The organism is Bradyrhizobium sp. LB13.1, assembly GCF_054056815.1.
In genome coordinates this window covers 84,539-106,028 of the sequence record NZ_JBSRYQ010000001.1, presented here as the reverse complement: position 1 = coordinate 106,028, position 21,490 = coordinate 84,539, and the positions used below count along the sequence as shown (strand labels likewise).

The window sequence follows — 21,490 nt, the reverse complement described above, 5'->3', positions numbered from 1 at the left end:
CGTCCCTGATCAGCGCGAAGCCACGAGCGGCCACAATTCATCGGCACCGCGGTTTGCGACAAGCTTGCCGAGCTCGACGGCCCAATGGCTCTCCGAACCGAAATCGTCGCGCCAGGCCAGCGCCCGCAGCGAATAGCGATGCAGGATGTGCTCCAGGGTGAAGCCGATCGCGCCATGCACCTGATGCGCGATGGCGCCGCCCTTTTCCGCAGCTTCCGCGCAGCGGATCTTTGCCGAGGCGGCTTCGAGGTAGACCGCGTCGTCGAACGACTTTGCGTTGGCGATGGCATCGGCCGCGGAGGTCGCAGCCGCAAGCGCAGCAGCCGACTCGCCGGCGAGGCGGGCGAGGTTGTGCTGCACCGCCTGGAATTTGGAGATCTTCTTCTCGAAGGCGACGCGCTCGTTGGAATAGCGCACGGAGATGTCGAGCATCGCTTCCAGCGCGCCCGCAATCTGAAGGCTGCGCGCGACGCCGCCCATCAGCATCAGGGTGGTCTGGTCAAAGCCCTTCGGGGCGGGCTTGATGGTGACGGGCTGCACCTTGTCGAGCGTGACGGTGTCGCTGTGGTCATAGCCGACATTGAGCCCGGTCTCGATCCGCCCCTTGCTGGCGTCGACCAGCGCGATCGCAGCGCCGTCCTTGCCGTGTGCCAGCACTGCGAAGTGCTTTGCCGCTTTCGCAAAGGGAACGCCGCGGGCGCGGCCGGAGAGCGCGCCGTCGGCATCGCGTGTGATCCGGTCCTTCGGCGAGGCCGGCAGCAGCGTCATCTCTCCCTCTGGGGAAGCGATCTTCGCCTGCGCCAGCAGCCAGCCGGCCAGCATGGTCTCGGCCAGGGGAACCGCGACTGCGAAACGGCCGGCGGCGTTCAGCAGCGCAAAGCCGTCGGCAAGGCTCGCGCCGGAGCCGCCGAGATCGTCGGGCACCCAGGACAGCGGCAGGCCGGCCTCGCTCAGCGCGTGCCACAGCGGCGCCTGCCACGAATCCTTCTTGTCGTTGTTGACGGTCTGCGGATCGGCGAGATCGGCGAAGATCTTCTCCGCGGTCTCGACGACGATATTGTCACTCTCCGCCACAGCGTTCCCCGTGTTTTGCCATTGGCGCATCCGGCCCGGAGGGCAGGGCGCGCAGGTTCTTCTTGCGCCGGATGATCGGAAAAAGCCATGGCCCTGACAAGCGCTGATCGCAGGCCAACCTGCGGCGCGGGCATGGGCGATAAGCTAATTCCGCTTAGCGGAGTTTGCTGATTTGCAGGGCGCGGCAAACTCGCTAAACAAGACCAGCTACCTCAGGCTTGCATCAAAGACATTGGAAGGAAATCAGGATGGCAAAGGACAGTTTGTGCGCAATCGTGACGGGGTCCGCCTCCGGCCTGGGCGCTGCGACCGCGGAAATTCTCGCACGGAGCGGGGCGCGGCTCGTCATCAACTATTCGTCGAGCCAGAAGGAAGCGGAGGGGACCGCGGAGCTTTGCCGCAAGGCGGGCTCGCCGGAAGTTCTGGTTGCGCAGGGCGACGTTTCGAAAGATGACGATTGCCGCAAGATCGTCGCGGCAGCCAGCGGCTGGGGCCGGCTCGACGTGCTCGTCAACAACGCCGGCACCACCAAGCATGTCGCCCATGCCGATCTCGATGGATTGTCGGCGGAAGATTTCCAGCGCCTCTACGGCGTCAACACCATCGGCCCGTTCCAGATGGTACGTGCGGCACGCAGCCTGCTCGAGGCCGGCGCGAAAGCCTCGGAGCGGCCGGCCGCCGTGGTCAACGTGTCCTCGGTCGCCGGCATCAGCGGCGTCGGCTCGTCGATCGCCTATGCCGCGAGCAAGGGCGCGCTCAACACCATGACGCTGTCGCTGTCACGCGCGCTGGCGCCGCTGATCCGCGTCAACACGGTGTGTCCCGGTTATATCGACACGCCCTGGTTCACCAAGGGCCGCGGCGAGGCGGGTGCCAAGCAGGTGCGCGACAGCGTCGTGGCGAAGGTGCCGCTGAAGGTCGCGTCATCAGCGGAAGACATCGCCCAGCTCGTCTGCTTCCTGGCGATGCCTGCCTCCAGCAACATGACCGGCGAGGTCGTGCGCATGGATGCGGGGATGCATTTGATTACGTGATATTGCCCGACACACTCTCTCTCCACGTCATGGCCGGGCTTGACCCGGCCATCCACGCGTTGCTCCGCGGATAGGAGAAACTGGATGCCCGGGACAAGCCCGGGCATGACGATGGGGAGCTGGTGTGGATGACGGCTTAGTGCGTCATCCCTTGATCACGCCACTCGCGACCAGTCGGTGCCAGATGAACAGCACCACCACCGCGCCGATGGTGGCCATGATGAATCCGGCGCCCTGGTCGGGACTGTAGTGTCCGATCGCCTGGCCGACGAAGGTCGCGAGAAATGCGCCGACGATGCCGAGGATGGTGGTGAGGATGAAGCCGCTCGGGTTGTTCGGTCCCGGCGCCAGCCAGCGCGCGATGAGGCCGGCGATGAAGCCGACGACGATGATCCACAACAAGCCACCCATGCTCATGTCCGTGCTCCCCTCGTTTTGACTCAAATCAGATTCTGCCCGAGATCTCGTTCTCGGTCGGCAGCCGTCCGTCCGGCGTCAGATGGTCGATCACCTTCGGCAGATACTGGCTGAGGCCGGAGAGCAGCTCGTCGCGCGACAGGCCGCTCTGGGCGGACAGGCTCTCGATCTGGTCGGCGCCGAGCGCGTTGGCGAGATCGCCAGGCGCGATCGCCTTGTTCTCGCCCTTGCCGACCCAGGTATTGGCGGCCTCGCCGTGGCCGCCCTGCTGAAGCTGGTTGAGGAGATCGCCGAGACCGCCGCTGAGCACGCTGCCGGCCGCGCCACCCGCGAGCAGGCCGCCAAGGCCGCCCTTGAGCAGGTCACCGAGGCCGCCGCCTCCGCCAGGCACGCCTCCGAGACCGCCGCCAGCACCCGCATTCACCGGCGGGGGCAGGTGCGTCGGCGTCGGGGACTGCTGCGGTGCCGCGCCGGGCTGGCCCGCGGTCACGTGCTTGAACGCCTTCCAGGCGAGCAGGCCAAGGAGCGCCATGGTCATCGGCGACATGCCGCCCGAGGACTTCTCAGAGCTTGGCGTGCTGGGGCCGCGCGGGCCGTTCTGCATGCCGTTGAGGACGTCGAGTAGACCCATGATGCTCTCCTTTGGCGTTCTCGTCGGCGAGCTCTCGCCGCTGATAGGCCCCCGGGCAAAAACATATGAGGCTCTCATGACGGTTACAAGGCGGATGCGGCGCGATGGGCAGCCGGCCTCGCCTCTGCTATCGAAGGCCGGACATTCGGGGAGCAAGGCGAGGTGATGACGGATCGACCGATCGTGGTGGCCGGCGCGGGCGCCATCGGATGTTTCGTCGGCGGCATGCTGACGGCTGGCGGCCGCCGCGTCGCGCTGCTGGTGCGGCCGCGGGTGAAGGCCGAGATCGAACGGTTCGGCCTGCTTCTGACCGATTTTGACGGGTCCACGAAGAAGCTCGACCCGGGCCAACTCGCGCTGTCGGAAGATTCCGCGATCTTCCACAGCGCCGGTATCGTGCTGGTCACGGTGAAGAGCGCCGACACGGCCGGTGTCGCGGAGCAGATCGCGCAGCATGCGCCGCAGGATGCCGTCATCGTATCGCTGCAAAACGGCGTCGGCAATGTCGCGGTGCTGCGCGAGCGCCTCGGCGGCCGCCGCGTGATCGCCGGCATGGTGCCTTTCAACGTGATCGGCATGGGCGAGGGCCGCTTCCACCGCTCGACCTCCGGCGACATTCATGTTGGCGAAGACGAGGCGAACACAGCCGCAGCGCTGTCGGCGCCGGGGCTCGCCATGCGCACGAGCCGCGACATCACAGGCGTGCAATGGGGCAAGCTGATCATCAATTTGAACAATGCGCTCAGCGCCTTGTCCGATATGCCGCTCGCGGCGCAACTGGCGAACCGCGACTGGCGAAGGCTGTTCGCCGATCAGATGGCGGAGGGGCTGACCGCGATGAAAGCCGCCGGCATCACACCGGTCTCGGCGACGCCGATCCCGTCGTCCTGGATGCCGACCTTGCTGAGACTGCCTGATCCGATCTTCAACCTGATCCTGGGAAGGACGATGAAGATCGATCCCGAGGCGCGTTCCTCGATGTGGCAGGATCTGAAGCAGGGCCGCAAGACCGAGATCGACTATCTCCAGGGCGCGATCATCGCGCTCGCCGAACAGAACAGCATCGACGTGCCGCTGTCGCGCCGCATTGTTGCGCTGATCAACGAGGCTGAGGCCGCGGGCAAGGGCCCGCCGCGCTTGACGCCGCAGCAGATCCACGGCGTTGCATGAGCTCACGCCGGCCGACGGGAGAATTGCGATGAAACGCTATTTGACGATCGGGGTCGCACTGGCCGCCCTCTGCGCAGCTTCCACGTTTGCCCAGGCAAGGCCACCGACCGTCACGAATTCGCCCGGCTATGACGCGCGCCTGAAGGAGAGCCGTTCACAGTTGGGTAGTTCACCCGCAGCAACCGCACCGGTGGTCAAGCCGAAGCGCGGCAAGACGAAGCGGACGAACTGAGGCTGGGAGACGGATCTCCATCCAATGACGGCTGTGGCTAGCTCAGCCCTTCTTCGCGGGCTTGCTCGGCGTCGGGCTGAACAGCTTCTTCAGATCATTCAATCCATCCGACAGCCGCGGCCATTCGCAGGAGAACGAGCCCTTGGTGCAGGGCGCGCCCTTCGGCCGCGGCCGTGCGTCGCCGATGGCGGCCTGCTGCACTTTCGGCCGCTCGACCGGCACAGGCACACGCTCGACCTCGGTTCGCAGCGCGACCCGTTGGAGCTGTTGCGCCTGTTGTTCCTGCTGCTCGCGCTGCTGGCGCGCGACGGCCTGGGCGGCTTCATTGCTGCGGCGCTGAGTGGCGAGATAGGCGGTGTAGGATTCGTCGATCTTCTTCTGCTCCTCCGGCGTCGGATTGGGGCCGGCGATGTCAAAGCTGCGGTCCTGGAGGAAGTCGTAATAGGAGTAGCCGCCGCCGGCCTTGCGCCGGCCGGCGAATTTCGCGTTGCAGTCGGCGAGCGCGGAGGTTTTCTCGGTCTTGGTCGCGGCTTTCTCGGCGGCGTCGGCGCATGCCTCGAAGTCAACAGGCGCGCGTTTCCACCATTGTGCCTGGGCATGCGACGGCGCCAGCAGGAAAAATCCAGCTGCCGCCAAGACAAGCGCCGCACGACGCGATGCAACTACGTCCGACATTCTACGAGAGCATTCCTTGCAAAACTCAACCCGAACTGAGTCGGGTCGGATTTTTGCCCCTTTATGGCCGGCTTGTCACCCATGGAACCCGGGAAATTCATGGCTGCGATGCTGACATTTTTTGCTTGACGTGGCGCAGGAGTCACAGCGTCACTTCATCCTGCGGTCGCCTCTTCGGCGACGCCAAGAAGACGAAGTGGAAACGCCTGATGCTGCTGCCCCTGTCCGATGTGCCGCGCTGGTACGCCGAGCGCAAACCGCAAGGCACGATCGCCGTCCGTCACGGGCAGGACACGCTGACATGGGACGCGCTCGAGCGCGGCGCCAACCGGCGCGCACGGGCGTTTGCGGCCAAGGGCGTCAAGCCCGGTGATTTCGTCGCGATCGGATTGCCCAACGGCAATGCATTCTTCGAGACTTCTTTTGCAGTGTGGAAATGCGGCGCGACGCCGACCTCGCTGTCATGGCGCCTGCCGCGCGGCGAAGCCGCAGCGGTGCTCGACATCCTGAAGCCGGCGCTGCTGGTCGGCGGCGAGGCCGACTGGAATGCGCCGAACCGTCTGCCTGCGGATTTCGTACCGGAAGGGTTTTCCGACGAGCCGCTCACCGCACCGGTGGCGCGCTATTGGAAAGCCATGACCAGCGGTGGCTCGACCGGCCGGCCGAAGGTGATCCTCGATCACCAGCCGGCGGTGACCGACACGGTCGCCGCGCCGCCGCTCAATATCCCCTTCGGGGTTTCGCTGCTCAATCCCGGCCCGCTCTACCACAATGCGCCGTTCATCGTGTCGCACTACGCGCTGTTTACCGGCGGCCAGCTCACCGGCCTCGTCAAGTTCGACGCCGAGGAGGCGCTGCGACAGATCGCGCGCGAGCGCGTGCAATGGGTCAATTTCGTGCCGACCATGATGCACCGGATCTGGGCGCTGCCGGAGCACGTGCGCAACGCCTACGATGTGTCGAGCCTGCAGACCGTCTTCCACATGGCCGCTCCGATGCCGCCCTGGCTGAAGGAAAACTGGATCGCCTGGCTCGGGCCTGAGCGGATCTGGGAGCTCTATGGCGGCACCGAGCGGCAAGGCTCATGCATCATCTCCGGCACGGAATGGCTGACGCATAAGGGCTCGGTCGGCAAGATCGGTGAGATGGCGCGCCTACGCATCGTCGGCGAGGACGGCAACGACGTCGCGCCCGGCGAGAGCGGCGAGATTTATTTCCTCAACAATGACGGCAAGGACGCCACCTATCACTATCTCGGCGCCGAGCCGAAGCGCCGCGCGGAAGGCTGGGAATCGCTCGGCGATATCGGCCGGCTGGACGCGGAAGGCTACCTCTATCTCGGTGACCGCCTTGCCGACATGGTGTTGCGCGGCGGTGCCAACATCTATCCGGCCGAGATCGAGGCCGCGGTCTCTGAGTGCCCCGGCGTGCGCTCCTGCGTGGTGGTGGGATTGCCCGATCCCGAACTGGGCCAGCGCGTACACGCCATCATCGAGCCGGAGGGCGACGCGGACGGCCAGGCCATCGCCGACGGCATGGCGGATTTCCTGAAGGACAGACTCAGCCGCTACAAGCATCCGGAGAGCTTTGAGATCGTTAGCGCCCCGCCGCGCGATGATTCCGGTAAAGTTCGCCGCACGCTGTTGCGCGATGAGCGCGCGGCGTGGATGAAGGAGGGGCGCGCCTTCCGGATCCTGCCGGCGAAGGCGCGGGCGCGCGCCGAGTAAGACAATTCACGGGAAGGACTGACGAGCATGACCATCACCATCGCTGCGAACTCTGTGCCGAAGCCGCCGCCGGCCGAGATCATCGAGGGTTTTCGCGGTGCGCCGACCTCGGTCATTTCGGACAATCTCGCCCGGCTGCCGGGTGCCGTCGGGCTAAAGCCCTATCATCGCGGCGGCAAGCTGGTGGGCACGGCCTTCACGGTCCGTACCCGTCCCGGCGACAATCTCGCCATCCACCGCGCGCTCGAACTGGTCGGCCCGGGCGACGTCATCGTGGTCGATGGCGGCGGCGACGAGACGCGAGCGCTGGTCGGTGAGATCATGAAGAATATCGCGCAGTGGCGCAAAGCCGAAGGTTATGTGATCGACGGCGCGATCCGCGACGTTGCGGCGTTCGCGGCCGACGACTTTCCCTGCTACGCCCGCGCGGTGATCCACCGCGGCCCCTACAAGAACGGCCCCGGCGAGATCAATTTGCCTGTTTCGATCGGCGGCAGCGTGATCTCGCCCGGCGACATCGTGGTCGGCGACGAGGACGGCGTGGTGTCGTTTCCCGCCGCCGGTGCCGCGGCGCTGCTGGAAGCGGTGCGGGCCCAGGTCGCGCGCGAGGAGGAGACGCTGAAGGCGATCCGCGAAGGCCGCTATCAGGGCTCGTATGGAAAATCCTGATCAGAAAAAAGAAGGGGAGGATGGCGTGAGCCAGAAAGAGGAATTCCACAATCTCGACGATACCGGCGACGGGCTGTTTCGCGAGCTCGCGGCGGGGGTGACCACGCGCATCTTCTCCGGCGAGCAGGCGATGCTGTCGGTGGTGACGCTGGCGCCGCATGCGCAGGGCACGCTGCACCATCATCCCGAGGAGCAATGGGGCGTGCTGCTCGACGGCTCCGCGACCCGCGTCCAGGGCGACGAAGAGATTCCCGTGAAGAAGAGCGATTTCTGGCGCACGCCCGGTAATGTGCCGCATACCATGCGCGCCGGCCCCGACGGCGCCCGCGTGCTGGACATCTTTAGTCCACCGCGACCGGAATACAGAAAAGCGGGGTCCGGTTTCGGGACGACTTAAAGCGCTCACAAGCAAAAAAGCAAAGAGCGAAGGCAAAACAGGGAGGACAATATGACGATCACACGACGGGCGCTGCTGGCCGCGCCCGCCATCCTCGCGATGGCACCGGCAAGCGCACAGGCCTCAAAAATCACGCTGGTGGTGCCGTTTCCGCCGGGCGGATCGACCGATGCGATGGCGCGGCTGCTCCAGAGCCATCTGCAAACCAAGCTCAACCGCATCGTCATTGTCGAGAACAAGTCGGGCGCCGCCGGCGCGCTCGGCGCGGCGCAGGTCGCCAAGAGCCCGCCTGACGGCTCCACGTTCCTGGTCACCTTCGATTCTCACGCGGTGATCCCGTCCATTCTCGACAAGCCGCCCGTTGATGTCGAGCGCGAGCTGATGCCGGTGTTGCTGGTCGGCACCGCGCCCTATGTGATCGCGGCCGGTGCGGGCCGTCCCTACAAGAGCTTTGCCGACGTGGTGGCTGCCTGCAAGGCGACGCCCGGCGCAGTGAAATATGCGCTCCGTCGGCATCGGCACGCTCGGCCATCTCGCCATGACCGTGCTCGGCAACAAGGCCGGCGTCGAGATCATGCACGTGCCCTATCGCGGCGGCGGTCCCGCGATGAACGACGTGCTCGGCGGCCATGTCGATCTGATCGCGGGATCGGCGGCGCTGGTGGCAGCCCAGCTCGGCACCAACATGCTGCGTCCGATCCTGCAACTCGGCCGCGAGCGGCTGCCGGGCCTGCCGGATACGCCGACCGCGATCGAGGCGGGCTTTCCGGATTTCGAGACGCTGGCATGGTGGGGCATCTTCGCGCCCACGGGTACGCCGCCTGACATCGTCGCAGGCCTCGCGACCGCGTCCAAGGAGATCCTGAGCGAGCCCGCGACCGCGGCGCAGCTCAAGGAGACCCAGCAGATGACGCTGCTGCTCGAGGACGGCCCCGCCTTCAAGACCTTCTTCGACAAGCAGGTCGCCACCTGGGGCAAGGTGGTGAAGGACAATAATATCCGGGCGTGAGAGGCTCCTTCCCGGGATTGCCATCCCAGGTCCGGTGCGCTGGCGCGGGCTTGAGCGTCAGAGCATCTTGCCAACGATCTTTGTCATATCTGCTGCCGAAAACGCGCGCAGCGTTTCGGTGCGGACATTGCCAAGCGCGCTGAGACTAAGGCTGAGCGACATTGCGGCAGCCTCATCTGGAGCCTCGAGAACGGTCACAACGTCATATCGTCCCTGCGTCCAGACGATCTCTTTCACGGTCACGCCGAACGTTTTGGCCATTCCCTTGAAAGCGTCGACCCTCTTCGGCGAGTCCTTGACGTTGCGGACTCCCTGATCAGTAAAGTTCCCCAGCACGACATAGGTTACCATGGTCGTCCTCCCTGGTTAGAACCCAGATACAATTCTCGCTTGAGGAAACTGCGCCGAGTTTGCCACGGCGGCTGAGACGGCGCTACTCGCGAGTTGGGGACGTCAGCGGATGTGACTTATGCGGTCCGGACAACGGTCGCGCGAAACTGAGCTCATGGCCGTCGGGGTCGGTGAGATGGAAGTAGCGCTCACCCCATTCTGCATCGCGCGGTGCGGTCGACGGCTGCCACCCGGCGGCGCGTGCGCGCGCGTAGGCCCCGTCGACATCGGCGGCGTAGAAGATGACGCGGCCCCACCAGGACCAGTGCTTGTCTTCCGGCTGCGCAGTCAAGTTGAGATAGCCGGTGCCGGCGCGAAAGCTTGTGAATGCAGCGACCTCGCCGCCATATAGCAGTTCGAACCCCAGCGAACGATAGAACTGCACGGCGCGCCCCATGTCATGCGTGCCGAGCGTGATGGCGCTGATGCTTTCGATCATGTGGGCTACTCCGCCGAGTGGGATCTGGAGGCGATTGTACAGCCGTCCCGTTCAGGTTGACGCTGATCTGGCCCGCCTTGCGGCTGGCGAACCGCATCCTGCTCTGCTATGAGGGGGCCGAACCCGTCCCGCGGGTTCCGCGGTCCCGTAGCTCAGCCGGATAGAGCGACGGTTTCCTAAACCGTAGGTCGGAAGTTCGAGTCTTCCCGGGATCGCCAGTTTGTCATGGACCTTGTCGCCGTCCGCCGGTCTCGAAGTTGAAGCTGCTCGATCGGAAGAAACGGCTGGCATGATTGATCGTGAAAGTGACGTACGGGATCGAGCTCAACGAGCATATCGAAGGGTGATGATACAAGATCTACCTGCACGCGTGCAAACTTGACTGTAACGGGATCATCGCAAAACGAAAAGACCTGTCGCGTGAGAGCGGCCAGTCGCGGGGGTGGTTACGATACTGAACGCCTAAAGCTCGGCGGAAAGCGCGTGGAAGATGGCATGTTTTGACTGAATGCAAGGATCTGGTAGGGTAGTGATACCTGAACAGATCGGGATGATCTGACCGCGCGGTACGAGGATCGGGATGATCACTCGTCCCAGCCAAGGTACTCAGCTCTGGGACGCGGCTCAATATCCTTCGGAGACAAAAAATCATCGCAGCACATACTGTTGGGTTTAGCGACCCGGCGCGGGGGCAATCTTTGGATGAAATCCATGAACATTGTCCTCACTATCGACGTAGGACGGCTAGCGCTTGCGCTGGTGTTGCTACCGCAGATGATGAACTAAGCGAACGCCCGGCGCGAATGCCGGGCGTCTTTGCCATTTCCTCAGCCGCTCCCTTTCAAGGCAGATTCAGCGTTTTCTCGTGCCGTTAGGCATAGGGGTGTGTGGCGGAATCCAAAATTTGAGCCGCGTTACCGGCGCAGCACCAGCGAAACTAATAGCGAAACCATATACAAAGGATTTTCGGGCCCCGGTTCGTCATCACGGCGTCTTCTTCGTCGCCAGCCGGCCCGGCACTTTGAGCTTCTGCGCCTCGGCATCGAGGATGAACGCTCTGTAGAGGAAGTGCTCCAAGATCGTCATCATGGTATCGAGCTCTTGTTTTCCCGGCTCCCACGCTCGGTGGGCCGCCGCGCTTCCCGCATCAACCAGAACGGCAAGATTTTCCTCGTTCGGATGCTCCGATTTTGCCGATCGCGACCATCTCATCGAGCTTTTTGGTGAATGGTTTTCCTGGATCAATTCCTAAAAGTTCAGAGGCGCGGTCAAAAGCAGTGCGCATGCCGATCGCGGCAAGCACGGTAAGATCGTGGTCCAGCGCAGTGTAAATACCGATAGTCAGCTTGTAGAGAATGTGGTCCGCGGCAATAAAATCGACGCCGAGCCAGTCTGGGCGCTCGCGCTTCGATTCCGACGGCCAATACTGCACATCAGCCTTCGGGATACCATGATCGTCGGTATCCTCTGAAAACGCAGAGTCATGTCGGTGGAAAATCGTATCGCACCCACCGCATTTCAAAATGTAATGGTCATTCTGCACGAAAATGCTGTCGTCGTCCGGTGAGAACTCCCGGTTCCGATGTCGTGCGAGAATGGTCGCATTTTGCTCCCTCAGGCAGGTCGGGCAAAAGCCCTTGATTTCTTCGGCCACTTCTTTCTCCAAACTAAAGAGAGTTGCAGTTGGACCCGCAGCTCTCTGCGCTCCGAAGAGCGCCTGTCGCGAGATCAGACGCGCGGATGCGAAGCGATCCATGCCTCCAATTCGCGTACCATGCCCTCGGTTCGCAAAGAGCCGAATCCGCAAAGGAAACAACCCCGCGCCTCGCGTCGTTCAAGGTGCGTGAAGCAATACGGAATGCCGTAAACCGACTTCAATTCACGTTTCGTGACAAATTTTTCCGTGGTCATCGATCGCTTCGCGAAGAGCGTCAATGCCCATTGGTCGGCAAAACAGTGCACTGCGCTCTTGTAACCTATTCTGAAACCAGTGCACGGCCAAGCGGCGCCTGGGCGGCCCTTGCTGCCGCGTTTTGCTGCGGTTGCAAGATCCCCGGCGTAGCTCCCGCACTGGCTAACCCCTCGTACTCGAACGGATCGCCATTTTTCAAGGGCCGTCCCCGCTGTTTGCCACGCTCGTCGGCGTAAAAATTGCTAGAAGCGAACGGCTTCCTTCCTTGCTGGCCCGGCTGACGTGCCCGCCACACCTCACTGCCCTATCCGGAGACGACAATGCCTTTCGACTTGATCCTGCGCGGCGGCCGTGTGGTCGACCCGTCCCAGAAGCTCGATGCCGTGACCGATATCGCCTTTGCGGGCGGCAAGGTGGCCGCGGTCGGCAGTGCCCTCAAGGCGGATCCGGGCACGGATGTGCGCGACGTCTCTCGCTACATCGTCACCCCCGGTTTGATCGATCTCCACACCCACGTCTATTGGGGCGGTACTTCGCTTGGCATCGACGCCGAGGAATTCTGCCGCCTCTCCGGCGTCACCACCGCGGTCGATACCGGCAGCGCGGGGCCCGGCAATTTCGCCGGCTTCCGCAAGCACGTGATCGAGCCGAGCCAGGTTCGCATTCTCGCTTATCTGCACGTCTCGCACGCCGGCATCTTCGGCTTCTCGCACCGGATCATGGTCGGCGAGAGCGAAGAACTGCGGCTGATGAATCCGATCGAGGCGGCCAGGGTGGCCGATGCCAACCGCGATCTCATCGTCGGCATCAAGGTGCGCGTGGGCTTGCACTCCTCGGGCACGTCGGGTGTCGTGCCGCTCGATATCGCGCTCGAGGTCGCGAACGAGGTCGGCATGCCCCTGATGGCGCATATCGACCATCCGCCGCCGAGCTACGAGGAGGTACTGGCGCGCCTGCGCCCCGGCGACGTGCTCACCCATGCGTTCCGGCCCTTCCCCAACACGCCCGCGACCGCGCAGGGCACAGTGAAGCGGGCGGTGCTCGACGCCCGCGAGCGCGGCGTGCTGTTCGACATCGGCCACGGCAAGGGTTCGTTCGCGTTCAAGACCGCGCGCGCCATGCTCGCCAACGGCTTCTATCCGGACACCATCTCCTCCGACATCCATCAGCTCTGCATCGACGGGCCGGCCTTCGACCAGGTGACGACCCTGTCGAAATTTTTGTGCATGGGCATGCCACTGTCCGACGTCATCGCAACCTCCACGGTCAACGCTGCGATGGCGCTGCGGCGCCCCGAGCTCGGCAGCCTCAAGCCGGGCAGCGTCGGCGACGCCACGCTGATCTCGGTCAAAGAAGGCCAGTTCGACTATGAGGACGTCGTCGGCGAGCACCTGATCGGCGATCGCAAGATCGTGTTCCGAAGGCGTTGTCATCGGCGGCCGCTGGTGGCATCCGAACTAGAGCTTCGTGAGGCCGTCAGCCTACTCGTTCTTGTCGACATTCCAGAACATCGGCGTTGCCGGGCCGTCGATCACGCCGGTCAGTGATTTGCGCCATGCGCTCGGCGCCTGGAACTGGCCGAGCGGGACGTAGATCACCTGATCGTAAGCTTCCTTCTGCACGTCGAGGGCGATCTTCTTCTGCTCTTCCGGTGAGGTGGCGCGGGCAAAAGCGTCGCGCAGCTGCTCGAGCTTGGGGTCCTCGGACCAGCCGAACCAGCCGCCCTCCGTGCCCTTGCCGACGATCGCGATGTTGACGAGCGGGTTCATCGAGTCGGCGGCGCCTTGGTAGGTGAAGAACATGTTCCAGCCGCCTTCCTTCGGGGATTTCTGGTTGGCGCGGCGGGTGACCACGGTCTGCCAGTCCATCGCCTGAACGTCGACCTTGAAGCCCGCCTCGCGCAGGAGCTGTGCGACCATGACCGGCTGCGCTTTCAGCAGGATCTGGTCGGTTGGGGCCAGGATCACCACAGGTGTGCCGTCATAACCGGATTCGGCCAAGGCCTTCCTGGCATCCGCCATGCCGTTGCCCTTGACCAGGGTCTCGCCGCCTTCGTCGCTGCCCAGCGGCGTATCGCAGATAAAGAATGCGCCGCAGAGCTTGTAGTATTTGGGATTGCCGATCTGTGCGTCGAGCACGTCCTTCTGGTTGATCGCGAGCATCGCGGCGCGGCGGATCTTCACATTATTGAACGGCGGATGCAGGAAGTTCATCCGGCCGAACGATTGGAAGCCGAACTTGTTCAGGATTGCCACGTTGATGTCCGGATTCGACTCCAGCGCGGGCAGCATGTCGAACGGCGGCGTTTCAAGGAAATCGACATCACCGGATTGCAGCGCGTTGAGCGCGGTCTGCGAGTCCGGTGTCGTCAGCCACTCGACACGGTCGACCTTGACCACCTTGCCGCCCGATGTCCATTCGGCGGGCTCCTTGCGCGGCACATAGTCGGTGTTCTTCTCGTAAACAGCTTTCACGCCGGGCTGGAATTCGGCAGCCACGAACCTGAACGGACCGGAGCCGATCTGCTCCGGAATCTGCTTGCTGATCGGGGTTTCGGCAAGCCGCTTGGGCATCATGAAGGCGCAGATCGCCGATGGCTTGGCGATCGTCTCGAGCACGAGGCCATAGGGCTCCTTCAGCTTGAAGACGATCGTTTTGGCGTCTGCGGCTTCGATGCCTGCCGTGAAGTCCATCAGCTTGCGCGCCATGCCGTCGACGCTCGTGCCCCAGCGCTTCAGCGAGGCGACGCAATCCTCCGCCGTCACCGGCGCTCCGTCATGCCATTTCAGGCCCTCGCGCAAGGTAAAGGTGTAGGTCAGCTTGTCCGCGGACACCGTCCAGTCGGCCATCTGCGGCCGCACCTTGAAGGTGGCATCGATGCCGAGCAGGGTGTCGTAGACCATATAGCCATGGTCGCGGGTGATGATGGCTGTCGTAAATCCGGGGTCGGTGACGCGAAGGTCCGATTGCATCACGGCAATGAGGGTCTTGGGGCCGGCAGCGGCTGACGCCGGTGCCGTCCAGGCGGCGGAAAGGGCAGACGGCGAAACAGCAGCAAGCTGGAGGAGTTTCCGGCGCGAGAGGTGAACCATTCGCTTGTCTCCTGACGTGACGCAAACGAAACCAGATGGTGGTTGCCCCGTCGCACGCAGCGTATGGTCTGGTGCCGCATCTTGCAATGATGGGTTGTCTCGTAAATTTGAACTCGTTGCGATCGAGCAGGATACGTCATGTCCGGGCAGGTCATCTTCGAGGGCAAGCTGTCGTGGCCGACGAGTGGATCAAGTAGCCGCTCACAGCGACCTGATTACAGCGACCTGGCGATCAACAGCTTCATGATCTCGTTGGTGCCGCCATAGATCTTCTGGATGCGGGAATCGATGAAGATTCGCGAGATCGGGTATTCCTGCATGTAGCCGTAGCCGCCGAACAGCTGCAGGCATTCGTCGGCGGTCTGGACCTGCTTGTCCGAGCACCAGTATTTCGCCATCGACGCCGTGACGGTGTCGAGATCCTTTGCGACCAGGCGCTCGATGCACCAGTCGACGAAGACGCGCGCGATCATTGCTTCGGTCTTGCGCTCGGCGAGCGTGAAGGCGGTGTTCTGGAACTCCATCAGCGGCTTGCCGAACGCTTTCCGCTCCTTGGTGTAATCGACGGTGAGTTTTATCGCACGCTCCATCGCGGCGACTGCGCCGACCGCGAGTGCGAGGCGTTCCTGCGGCAATTGCTGCATCAACTGGACAAAGCCCTGGCCTTCCTCGCCGCCGAGCAGGTTTTCCGGCGGCACGATGACGTTGTCGAAGAACAGCTCGGACGTGTCGGAGGCATGCAGGCCGATCTTGTCGAGGTTGCGCCCGCGCTTGTAACCATCCGCGCCCGCGGTCTCGACCACGATCAGCGAGATGCCCTTGGCGCCGACATCGCCGGTGCGCGCGACCACGACGACGAGATCGGCGGCCTGGCCGTTGGTAATAAAAGTCTTCTGGCCGTTGATGACGTAGGAATTGCCCTGCTTCCTGGCCGTGGTCTTCACGGCCTGGAGATCCGAGCCGGTGCCGGGCTCGGTCATGGCGATGGCGCCGATCATCTCGCCGGAAGCCATCTTCGGCAGCCAGCGCTTCTTCTGCTCCTCGGATCCGTAATTGAGGATGTAGTGCGCGACGATGGCGCTATGCACGGAGACGCCGGTCGTCAGCTCCGGCACCGTGCTTTCGAGGTCGTCGAGCACGGCGGCATCATAGGCGAAGGTGGCACCAAGGCCGCCATATTCTTCCGGCACGCTTGCCAGCAGCGCGCCCATCTCGCCGAGCCCGCGCCAGGCAAAGCGGTCGACCATCTTCTGCTCGCGCCATTTTTCGGCATGCGGGGCCAGGTCCTTGGCAAAATATTTCCGGAACTGGTCGCGGAAGATTTCGAGCTCTTCGGTCATCCAGGAGGAGCGGTAGGACATGGTCACCTCGGTCAATGCGGCGTTCCGGCTTGGTAGGCCGGGCGGCCGTGGCAATTATTGTGTTTTCAGGCTGCGCCGGTGACGCTACCAAGGCGGCCGGATTAGCGTCTGTCGGGATGTCTGATTGTGGCTGTCAAAACTCAAGAGCTCAAGCTCGACATCGAGCGCATCGGCACGGTCTCGGCGATCCTGACGCAGCCGGACAATGCGCGCGCCTGTTACGTGCTGGCCCATGGTGCGGGCGCGGATATGCGGCATTCCTTCATGGAGAAAGTCGCCGCCGGCCTTGCCGACCGCGGCATCGCGACGTTCCGCTTCAATTTTCCTTACATGGAGAAGAAACAGGGGCGTCCCGACCAGCCGGCGGTCGCGCACGCCACCGTCCGCGCGGCGGTCGAGCAGGCGGCGCGGCTGTGCCCCGGCGTGACGCTCGTCGCGGGTGGAAAATCGTTCGGCGGGCGCATGACGTCGCAGGCGCAATCGAAGGCTCCATTGCCTGATGTCAAAGGGCTCGCCTTCCTCGGCTTCCCCCTGCACCCCGACGGCAAACCATCGACCGAGCGGGCCGAGCACCTCGCCGGCATCGCAATTCCCATGCTGTTCCTGCAAGGCACGCGCGACAAGCTTGCCGATCCCGGCCATCTCAAGCCCGTCATCAAGGCGCTCAGCCCAAAGGCGACGCTGCATGAGGTCGAAGGCGGCGATCACTCCTTCGCGGTGTTGAAAAAGTCCGGCCGCAGCAACGATGAGGCACTGACAGAGGTGCTTGCTACGCTCGCGGGCTGGATCGACGAGCTCGCCTGAAGCTCACGCCGAATAAAGCCCCTTGTCGCGCGCCTTCTGGATCGCGAGCGCAGCGATCAGGTCAAGCGTCGGCGTCGACAGGCCGGCGGTGCGTGCGAAAGCGGCGGGCGCTTTCACCAGGACGTCGATCTCCATGGCGCGGCCGAGCTCGTAATCCTGCAGCAGCGACGGCTTGTGATTGGGTGCGGGGCCGCTGCGGCTCACGCGCTTGACCTCGGGAATGAAGTGTTGCGCGATATCGTTGGCCTCGTTCAGCATCCGCGGAATGACGTCGGCGAACGCAGGATCGTCGCGCACGCCGCGCGCGGTCTGACCTGTGAGCAGGCACAGTACCGACAGCGACATATTGGTCAGCAGCTTTGACCAGATCGCTTCGCGAATATCGGCGACCGCCGGCGATTCCAGCCGTGCGTCGCTGAAGACGCCGCGGAGCGTCGTGATGCGCTCGCAATTGCGGTCGTCGCATTCGCCGATCAGCAGGCGGTTGCGGTCCGGGGTGAGGTTGTGCACCACGCCGGGCGCGGTCACCTCGTTGGAGGAGAAGACGACGCCGCCGACGATCCGCTCTTTGGGAATGCATGCGCGCAAGCGCCCGCCGGGGTCGAGGAAGGAAATGTCGGGCGGTGTCGGATGCCGCGGCGGCAGGCCGATCCCGTACCACCAGGGAATGCCGTTCTGCGCAAAAACGATCGCGGTGTCGTCCTGGAGCAGCGGCTTGATGCTGGCGACCAGCCCCTGGAGCGCGGTTGCCTTGAGCGTCGAGATCACGACGTCCTGGGGGCCGAGCTGGGCCGGATCGCCGGAGGCGTTCACCTTGGCGGAGACCTCGGAATCGCCGACGCGCAGCTTGAGGCCATTGGCGCGGACCGCCTCCAGATGGGCGCCGCGCATCACGCACGAGACCTCGTGGCCGGCGCGGGCCAGCCTGACCGCGATATGGCTGCCGACGGCGCCCGCGCCGAAAATGCAGATGCGCATGGTGTGATGTCCCGTCCCTGGTCCCTTGAATGCCGCCCGGCGGCAGCATGACACAAGCCGCCATGCGATGGACGCGGCTGCCCTACGCCGGAAAGATATGGATCGGAACGAGCGGCCTCGGTCATAGTGCAGGGCAAACAAACGACCGGAGGGATCGCCAATGACTGACAGCCCCGTCCTGTGGACCCTGGATACGCGTGGGGTTGCGACCGTCACGTTGAACCGGCCCGAGGTGAACAATGCCTATGACGGCGCATTGATCGCAGGCGTGCTTGCGGCCATGGACGATCTCGGCAGCAAGCCCAACCTTCGCGTCGTGGTGCTCCGGGGCAATGGCAAGCATTTCCAGGCCGGCGCCGATCTCAAATGGATCAACGGCGTGCGGCCGCAATCGACTGATGCGAACGAGGCGGCGTCGCGTGCGACCTTCGAGGCCGTGCAGCGGCTCAACACACTGCCGATCCCGACAGTCGCGCTGGTGCAGGGCGGCTGCTTTGGCGGCGGCACCGGCGTGATCGCAGCCTGCGACGTCGTGATCGCGGCGGACAACGCCTTGTTCTCGATCACCGAGGTGCGCTGGGGCCTGACCGCGGCCATCATCATCCCGCAGCTCTGCGATGCCATTGGTGTACGGCAAGTCCGCCGCTACGCACTGACAGGCGAACGCTTCGGCGCCGAGGACGCCCGCCGCATCGGCCTCGTCCACGAGGTGGTGCCGCTCGCCGATCTCGACGCCGCCGGCGCAAGGGTGGTCGAGCAGTTGCTTGCCAATGGACCTGAAGCGATGGCCGAGACCAAGCGGCTGGCGCTGGAGAGCTCGTTTGGCGGCATGGCGGTGGACGACGCGGCCTACACGCGGCTCGTGCATCTGCATTCGCTGAAGCGACGGAGTGCAGAAGCCGCGGAGGGGCTGGCGTCGTTCGCGGAGAAGCGGGCGGGGAATTGGGGCGGCGGAACGACGTGAGCTCAGCAGCCACGGCAGATGCTGTGGATGTGGGATGTAGCCCTGATGAGCGAAGCGACATCCGGCAATGCCAAAAGGGACCCGCATATCGCTCATACGCGCTACGGCCCTCGCGCACTTGGCGCAACTTTCTCATAATGACGTCGCGAGGGACGTTTTTAGCAGCGTGAGCAGCGCCTGCACCGCGGCCGCATTGCGCCGTCGCTCGGGGATAGCGGCCTTCACCCACAATTCCGGGATCGGAAAGTCGCGCAGCACCGGTTTGAGCGTGCCGTCGCGTAACGCGTCCGCGACGAGATAATGCGACATCAACGCGATGCCGTTGCCCGCGGTCGCGCTGCGCGCCAGCACATGGCCCTCGTTGGAGGAGAGCAGCGGGCTGACCTGGATGCTGATGCGGCCGCGCGGGCCGTCAAAAATCCACTCCGGCCCCGTCGGCAGAAAGCTGAGGCAGCGATGCTCGACGAGATCGCGCGGATGCTTTGGCGTTCCGTGTTTCTTCAGATAGGCAGGTGAAGCACAGAGCAGCCGCTTCAGTGCACACAAGGGCTCGTCCACTACGCCGCCGAAGGAGTGCGGGAAGGCGCCGATGGCGATGTCGAAGCCTTCCGTCACCGGATCGACGGGACGGTCGATCAGGACGATTTCGAGTTTCAGCTTCGGGTTTTGGGTCTGGAACGCGCTGAACACATCGGCAAGCCGGGCGATGGTCAGCGATGTCGGTGCCTTGATACGCAAATGATCGATAAGATCATGGCCCTTCTCGCCCATGCGCGACAGGAGATCGCCGACATCGGCGACCACGCTGCGCGCCCGGTGGACATATTCTTGGCCAGCCGCGGTCAGGCGCAATTGACGCGTCGAGCGATGAAACAGCGGCGTGCCGATCCGCGTCTCCAATTGGGTGACCCGCTTCGCGACCACCGAAGTCGCGACATTGAGCTTTCTTGCCGCGGCGGAAAATCCGGCCGCGTCCGCGGTGGCGAGGAACGCCTGAAGGTTTACCAGGATGTCCATCTCCGGCCTTTCGCGATTCGAGAACGGTGATCGCTTATTTTGGTAGATTGTAGCCCGGCCCGCGTTAATTCATAGTCCGGCCCAAGCAAGAGATTTTGGGAGCAGGACGCGCCATGCAGGTCATGACGATCGAAGAACCGGCGCGCCAGGTGCCGCTCTACGGCGAATATGAAGTCGTCGTGCTCGGCGGCGGTCCGGCCGGCATCGTGGCGGCGGCATCAGCGGCGCGCGCGGGGCGGAAGACGCTCTTGATCGAGCGCTACGGCTTCCTTGGCGGCATGGGCACCGCCGCAGGCGTCACCAATTTTTGCGGTTTGCACGGCAATGTCTACGGCCAGGCCCACAGGCTGGTGCAGGGCATGGCGTCCGAGCTGCTGGCGCGGATCGATCATTTGAACGGCCTCAACGCGCCGCATCTGATTCTCGGCAAGGTCTTCGCCCAAGCCTATGACACCGCCGCCTACAAGATCGCGGCCGACCAACTGCTCGCCAGCCACAAGGTGCACATCCTCTTCCACGCGCTCGGTGCCGGCGTGGTGATGGGCGATAACAGCCGCATCGACGTGCTGATGGTCGAGACCAAGGCGGGCCGGCAGGCGGTGCGATCAGAGATTTTCATTGATTGCTCGGGGGACGGCGATCTCGCGGTCTGGGCCGGCGCGCCGTTCGAATTCGGCGACGAACACGGCCATCCGATGTACCCCTCGATGATGCTCCGTCTCAACGGCATCGATCCAGAGAAGGCGGGCGAGGCATGGCGGACCATCCCGCAATTGATGGAGAAGGCCATCGCCGCCGGCACGCACACATTCCCGCGCAAAAGCGCGATCGTGCGCCCGCAGAAGTCCGGCATCGAATGGCGGGTGAACTTTACGCAAGTGGCGCGGGAGGACGGCCACGCCATCAACGGCATCGAGCCTGATGACCTTACCCGCGGCGAGATCGAAGGCCGCAAGCAGGCGCTCGCCGCCTTCGAATTCCTGCGCACCGTGCCAGGCTTTGAAAAATCCTATATCGTCGATTTGCCGCCGCAGCTCGGCATCCGTGAAACCCGCCGCATCACGGGCGGCTACCAGCTCAGCGGCGAGGACGTGCTCGGCTGCGCCTCGTTCGAGGATTCCATCGGCGTCAACGGCTGGCCGATCGAGGCCCATGTTCCCGGCGACGTCGTCTTTACTTTCCCGCCAATCCCGGAATCGCGCGGCTATAACGAGTTGCCTTACCGCATGCTGGTGCCCGAAGGTGTCGACAATCTGCTGGTCGCCGGCCGCTGCGCCTCGATGACCCATGAGGGCCAGTCGGCGGCCCGGGTCTCCGGTGCCTGTTTCGTGATGGGGGAGGCGGCCGGTTCCGCCGCCGCGCTGGCGCTGTCCGGAAACCGGATCCCGCGTGACATCCCGGTTGAAAAGCTGCAGGAAACGTTGAAACAACAGGGCGCCTTCATCGGCCGGGACCAGCCCGTGCCCGAAGGGCTCTGACGGGCTGCAAGAACGACCAA

22 protein-coding genes, 1 tRNA gene and 2 pseudogenes are annotated in these 21,490 nt (G+C 64.0%); 13 read left to right on the top strand and 12 right to left on the bottom strand.

Annotated features, from left to right (window positions below):
* Nucleotides 1–9: 9 nt before the first annotated feature.
* Complete coding sequence (locus ACVWYI_RS00510; RefSeq protein WP_354107717.1) at nt 10–1,074, bottom strand: acyl-CoA dehydrogenase family protein; 1,065 nt, start codon at nt 1,072–1,074, stop codon at nt 10–12.
* Nucleotides 1,075–1,322: 248 nt separating this feature from the next.
* Between ACVWYI_RS00510 and ACVWYI_RS00505 the strand changes: the two genes are divergently transcribed.
* Nucleotides 1,323–2,108, top strand: a complete 786-nt coding sequence (locus tag ACVWYI_RS00505; RefSeq protein WP_456660911.1) for an SDR family NAD(P)-dependent oxidoreductase — start codon at nt 1,323–1,325, stop codon at nt 2,106–2,108.
* 144 nt (nt 2,109–2,252) lie between these two features.
* Here the strand turns inward: ACVWYI_RS00505 and ACVWYI_RS00500 are convergent, their stop codons facing one another.
* Both ACVWYI_RS00500 and ACVWYI_RS00495 read right to left on the bottom strand, forming a co-directional pair.
* The gene (locus tag ACVWYI_RS00500) at nt 2,253–2,525 is read right to left on the bottom strand and encodes a GlsB/YeaQ/YmgE family stress response membrane protein (protein WP_247348566.1); all 273 of its coding nucleotides are present in this window, start codon (nt 2,523–2,525) and stop codon (nt 2,253–2,255) included.
* A 28-nt stretch (nt 2,526–2,553) separates the two neighbouring features.
* Entirely contained in the window at nt 2,554–3,156 is a 603-nt protein-coding gene (locus tag ACVWYI_RS00495) for a YidB family protein (protein ID WP_456660910.1), read from the bottom strand.
* 162 nt (nt 3,157–3,318) lie between these two features.
* On the opposite strand from ACVWYI_RS00495, the gene ACVWYI_RS00490 reads away from it, so the two are divergent.
* Complete coding sequence (locus tag ACVWYI_RS00490) at nt 3,319–4,326, top strand: 2-dehydropantoate 2-reductase (protein WP_456660909.1); 1,008 nt, start codon at nt 3,319–3,321, stop codon at nt 4,324–4,326.
* Nucleotides 4,327–4,354: 28 nt separating this feature from the next.
* Nucleotides 4,355–4,558 carry a hypothetical protein gene (locus ACVWYI_RS00485; RefSeq protein WP_247445437.1) on the top strand — a complete coding sequence of 68 codons (204 nt, stop codon included), beginning with the start codon at nt 4,355–4,357 and terminating at the stop codon, nt 4,556–4,558.
* A 42-nt stretch (nt 4,559–4,600) separates the two neighbouring features.
* Here ACVWYI_RS00485 and ACVWYI_RS00480 read toward each other — a convergent pair whose 3' ends face one another.
* Nucleotides 4,601–5,233 (bottom strand): hypothetical protein, encoded by a 633-nt coding sequence (locus ACVWYI_RS00480; protein ID WP_456660908.1) that lies wholly within the window; start codon nt 5,231–5,233, stop codon nt 4,601–4,603.
* A gap of 209 nt (nt 5,234–5,442) precedes the next feature.
* Between ACVWYI_RS00480 and ACVWYI_RS00475 the strand changes: the two genes are divergently transcribed.
* The 5 genes and pseudogenes from ACVWYI_RS00475 (at nt 5,443) to ACVWYI_RS00455 (ending at nt 9,035) form a co-directional block, all read left to right on the top strand.
* On the top strand, nt 5,443–6,960 hold the full coding sequence (locus ACVWYI_RS00475; protein ID WP_456660907.1) for an AMP-binding protein: 1,518 nt from the start codon (nt 5,443–5,445) through the stop codon (nt 6,958–6,960).
* A 27-nt stretch (nt 6,961–6,987) separates the two neighbouring features.
* Nucleotides 6,988–7,629 (top strand): RraA family protein, encoded by a 642-nt coding sequence (locus tag ACVWYI_RS00470; RefSeq protein WP_456660906.1) that lies wholly within the window; start codon nt 6,988–6,990, stop codon nt 7,627–7,629.
* 25 nt (nt 7,630–7,654) lie between these two features.
* Entirely contained in the window at nt 7,655–8,026 is a 372-nt protein-coding gene (locus ACVWYI_RS00465; protein WP_456660905.1) for a cupin domain-containing protein, read from the top strand.
* 51 nt (nt 8,027–8,077) lie between these two features.
* Nucleotides 8,078–8,470: pseudogene (locus ACVWYI_RS00460) on the top strand (tripartite tricarboxylate transporter substrate-binding protein); the annotation flags it as partial.
* A gap of 55 nt (nt 8,471–8,525) precedes the next feature.
* Nucleotides 8,526–9,035: a tripartite tricarboxylate transporter substrate-binding protein gene (locus tag ACVWYI_RS00455; protein ID WP_456660904.1), complete on the top strand. Its 510-nt coding sequence runs from the start codon at nt 8,526–8,528 to the stop codon at nt 9,033–9,035.
* Between the two features lie 57 nt (nt 9,036–9,092).
* Here ACVWYI_RS00455 and ACVWYI_RS00450 read toward each other — a convergent pair whose 3' ends face one another.
* Nucleotides 9,093–9,386: a GYD domain-containing protein gene (locus ACVWYI_RS00450; protein WP_456660903.1), complete on the bottom strand. Its 294-nt coding sequence runs from the start codon at nt 9,384–9,386 to the stop codon at nt 9,093–9,095.
* 82 nt (nt 9,387–9,468) lie between these two features.
* A complete protein-coding gene (locus tag ACVWYI_RS00445) occupies nt 9,469–9,864 on the bottom strand; it encodes a VOC family protein (protein WP_456660902.1) in 396 nt (131 codons plus the stop codon).
* Between the two features lie 141 nt (nt 9,865–10,005).
* Between ACVWYI_RS00445 and ACVWYI_RS00440 the strand changes: the two genes are divergently transcribed.
* Nucleotides 10,006–10,082: transfer RNA gene (locus ACVWYI_RS00440), tRNA-Arg, on the top strand.
* 929 nt (nt 10,083–11,011) lie between these two features.
* Here the strand turns inward: ACVWYI_RS00440 and ACVWYI_RS00435 are convergent.
* Nucleotides 11,012–11,518 carry a hypothetical protein gene (locus ACVWYI_RS00435; protein ID WP_456660901.1) on the bottom strand — a complete coding sequence of 169 codons (507 nt, stop codon included), beginning with the start codon at nt 11,516–11,518 and terminating at the stop codon, nt 11,012–11,014.
* 74 nt (nt 11,519–11,592) lie between these two features.
* Nucleotides 11,593–11,775, bottom strand: coding sequence for a hypothetical protein (locus ACVWYI_RS00430; RefSeq protein WP_456660900.1), 183 nt, complete (start codon nt 11,773–11,775; stop codon nt 11,593–11,595).
* Nucleotides 11,776–12,096: 321 nt separating this feature from the next.
* On the opposite strand from ACVWYI_RS00430, the pseudogene ACVWYI_RS00425 reads away from it, so the two are divergent.
* Nucleotides 12,097–13,237, top strand: a pseudogene (locus ACVWYI_RS00425) (amidohydrolase/deacetylase family metallohydrolase).
* A gap of 20 nt (nt 13,238–13,257) precedes the next feature.
* On the opposite strand, the gene ACVWYI_RS00420 reads toward ACVWYI_RS00425, so the two are convergent.
* Together ACVWYI_RS00420 and ACVWYI_RS00415 are read right to left on the bottom strand one after the other, a co-directional pair.
* On the bottom strand, nt 13,258–14,868 hold the full coding sequence (locus ACVWYI_RS00420) for an ABC transporter substrate-binding protein (protein ID WP_456660899.1): 1,611 nt from the start codon (nt 14,866–14,868) through the stop codon (nt 13,258–13,260).
* Between the two features lie 215 nt (nt 14,869–15,083).
* Nucleotides 15,084–16,229: an acyl-CoA dehydrogenase family protein gene (locus ACVWYI_RS00415; RefSeq protein ID WP_456660898.1), complete on the bottom strand. Its 1,146-nt coding sequence runs from the start codon at nt 16,227–16,229 to the stop codon at nt 15,084–15,086.
* Between the two features lie 126 nt (nt 16,230–16,355).
* Here ACVWYI_RS00415 and ACVWYI_RS00410 point away from each other — a divergent pair, with 126 nt between their 5' ends.
* Entirely contained in the window at nt 16,356–17,033 is a 678-nt protein-coding gene (locus ACVWYI_RS00410) for an alpha/beta hydrolase family protein (protein ID WP_456660897.1), read from the top strand.
* Between the two features lie 3 nt (nt 17,034–17,036).
* Here the strand turns inward: ACVWYI_RS00410 and ACVWYI_RS00405 are convergent, their stop codons facing one another.
* Nucleotides 17,037–18,011: a ketopantoate reductase family protein gene (locus ACVWYI_RS00405; RefSeq protein ID WP_247445424.1), complete on the bottom strand. Its 975-nt coding sequence runs from the start codon at nt 18,009–18,011 to the stop codon at nt 17,037–17,039.
* A gap of 160 nt (nt 18,012–18,171) precedes the next feature.
* On the opposite strand from ACVWYI_RS00405, the gene ACVWYI_RS00400 reads away from it, so the two are divergent.
* Nucleotides 18,172–18,975 (top strand): enoyl-CoA hydratase-related protein, encoded by an 804-nt coding sequence (locus ACVWYI_RS00400; RefSeq protein ID WP_456660896.1) that lies wholly within the window; start codon nt 18,172–18,174, stop codon nt 18,973–18,975.
* A 132-nt stretch (nt 18,976–19,107) separates the two neighbouring features.
* Here ACVWYI_RS00400 and ACVWYI_RS00395 read toward each other — a convergent pair whose 3' ends face one another.
* Nucleotides 19,108–19,992, bottom strand: coding sequence for a LysR family transcriptional regulator (locus tag ACVWYI_RS00395; RefSeq protein WP_456647814.1), 885 nt, complete (start codon nt 19,990–19,992; stop codon nt 19,108–19,110).
* Nucleotides 19,993–20,105: 113 nt separating this feature from the next.
* Between ACVWYI_RS00395 and ACVWYI_RS00390 the strand changes: the two genes are divergently transcribed.
* Complete coding sequence (locus tag ACVWYI_RS00390; protein ID WP_456660895.1) at nt 20,106–21,470, top strand: FAD-dependent oxidoreductase; 1,365 nt, start codon at nt 20,106–20,108, stop codon at nt 21,468–21,470.
* Nucleotides 21,471–21,490 lie beyond the last annotated feature (20 nt).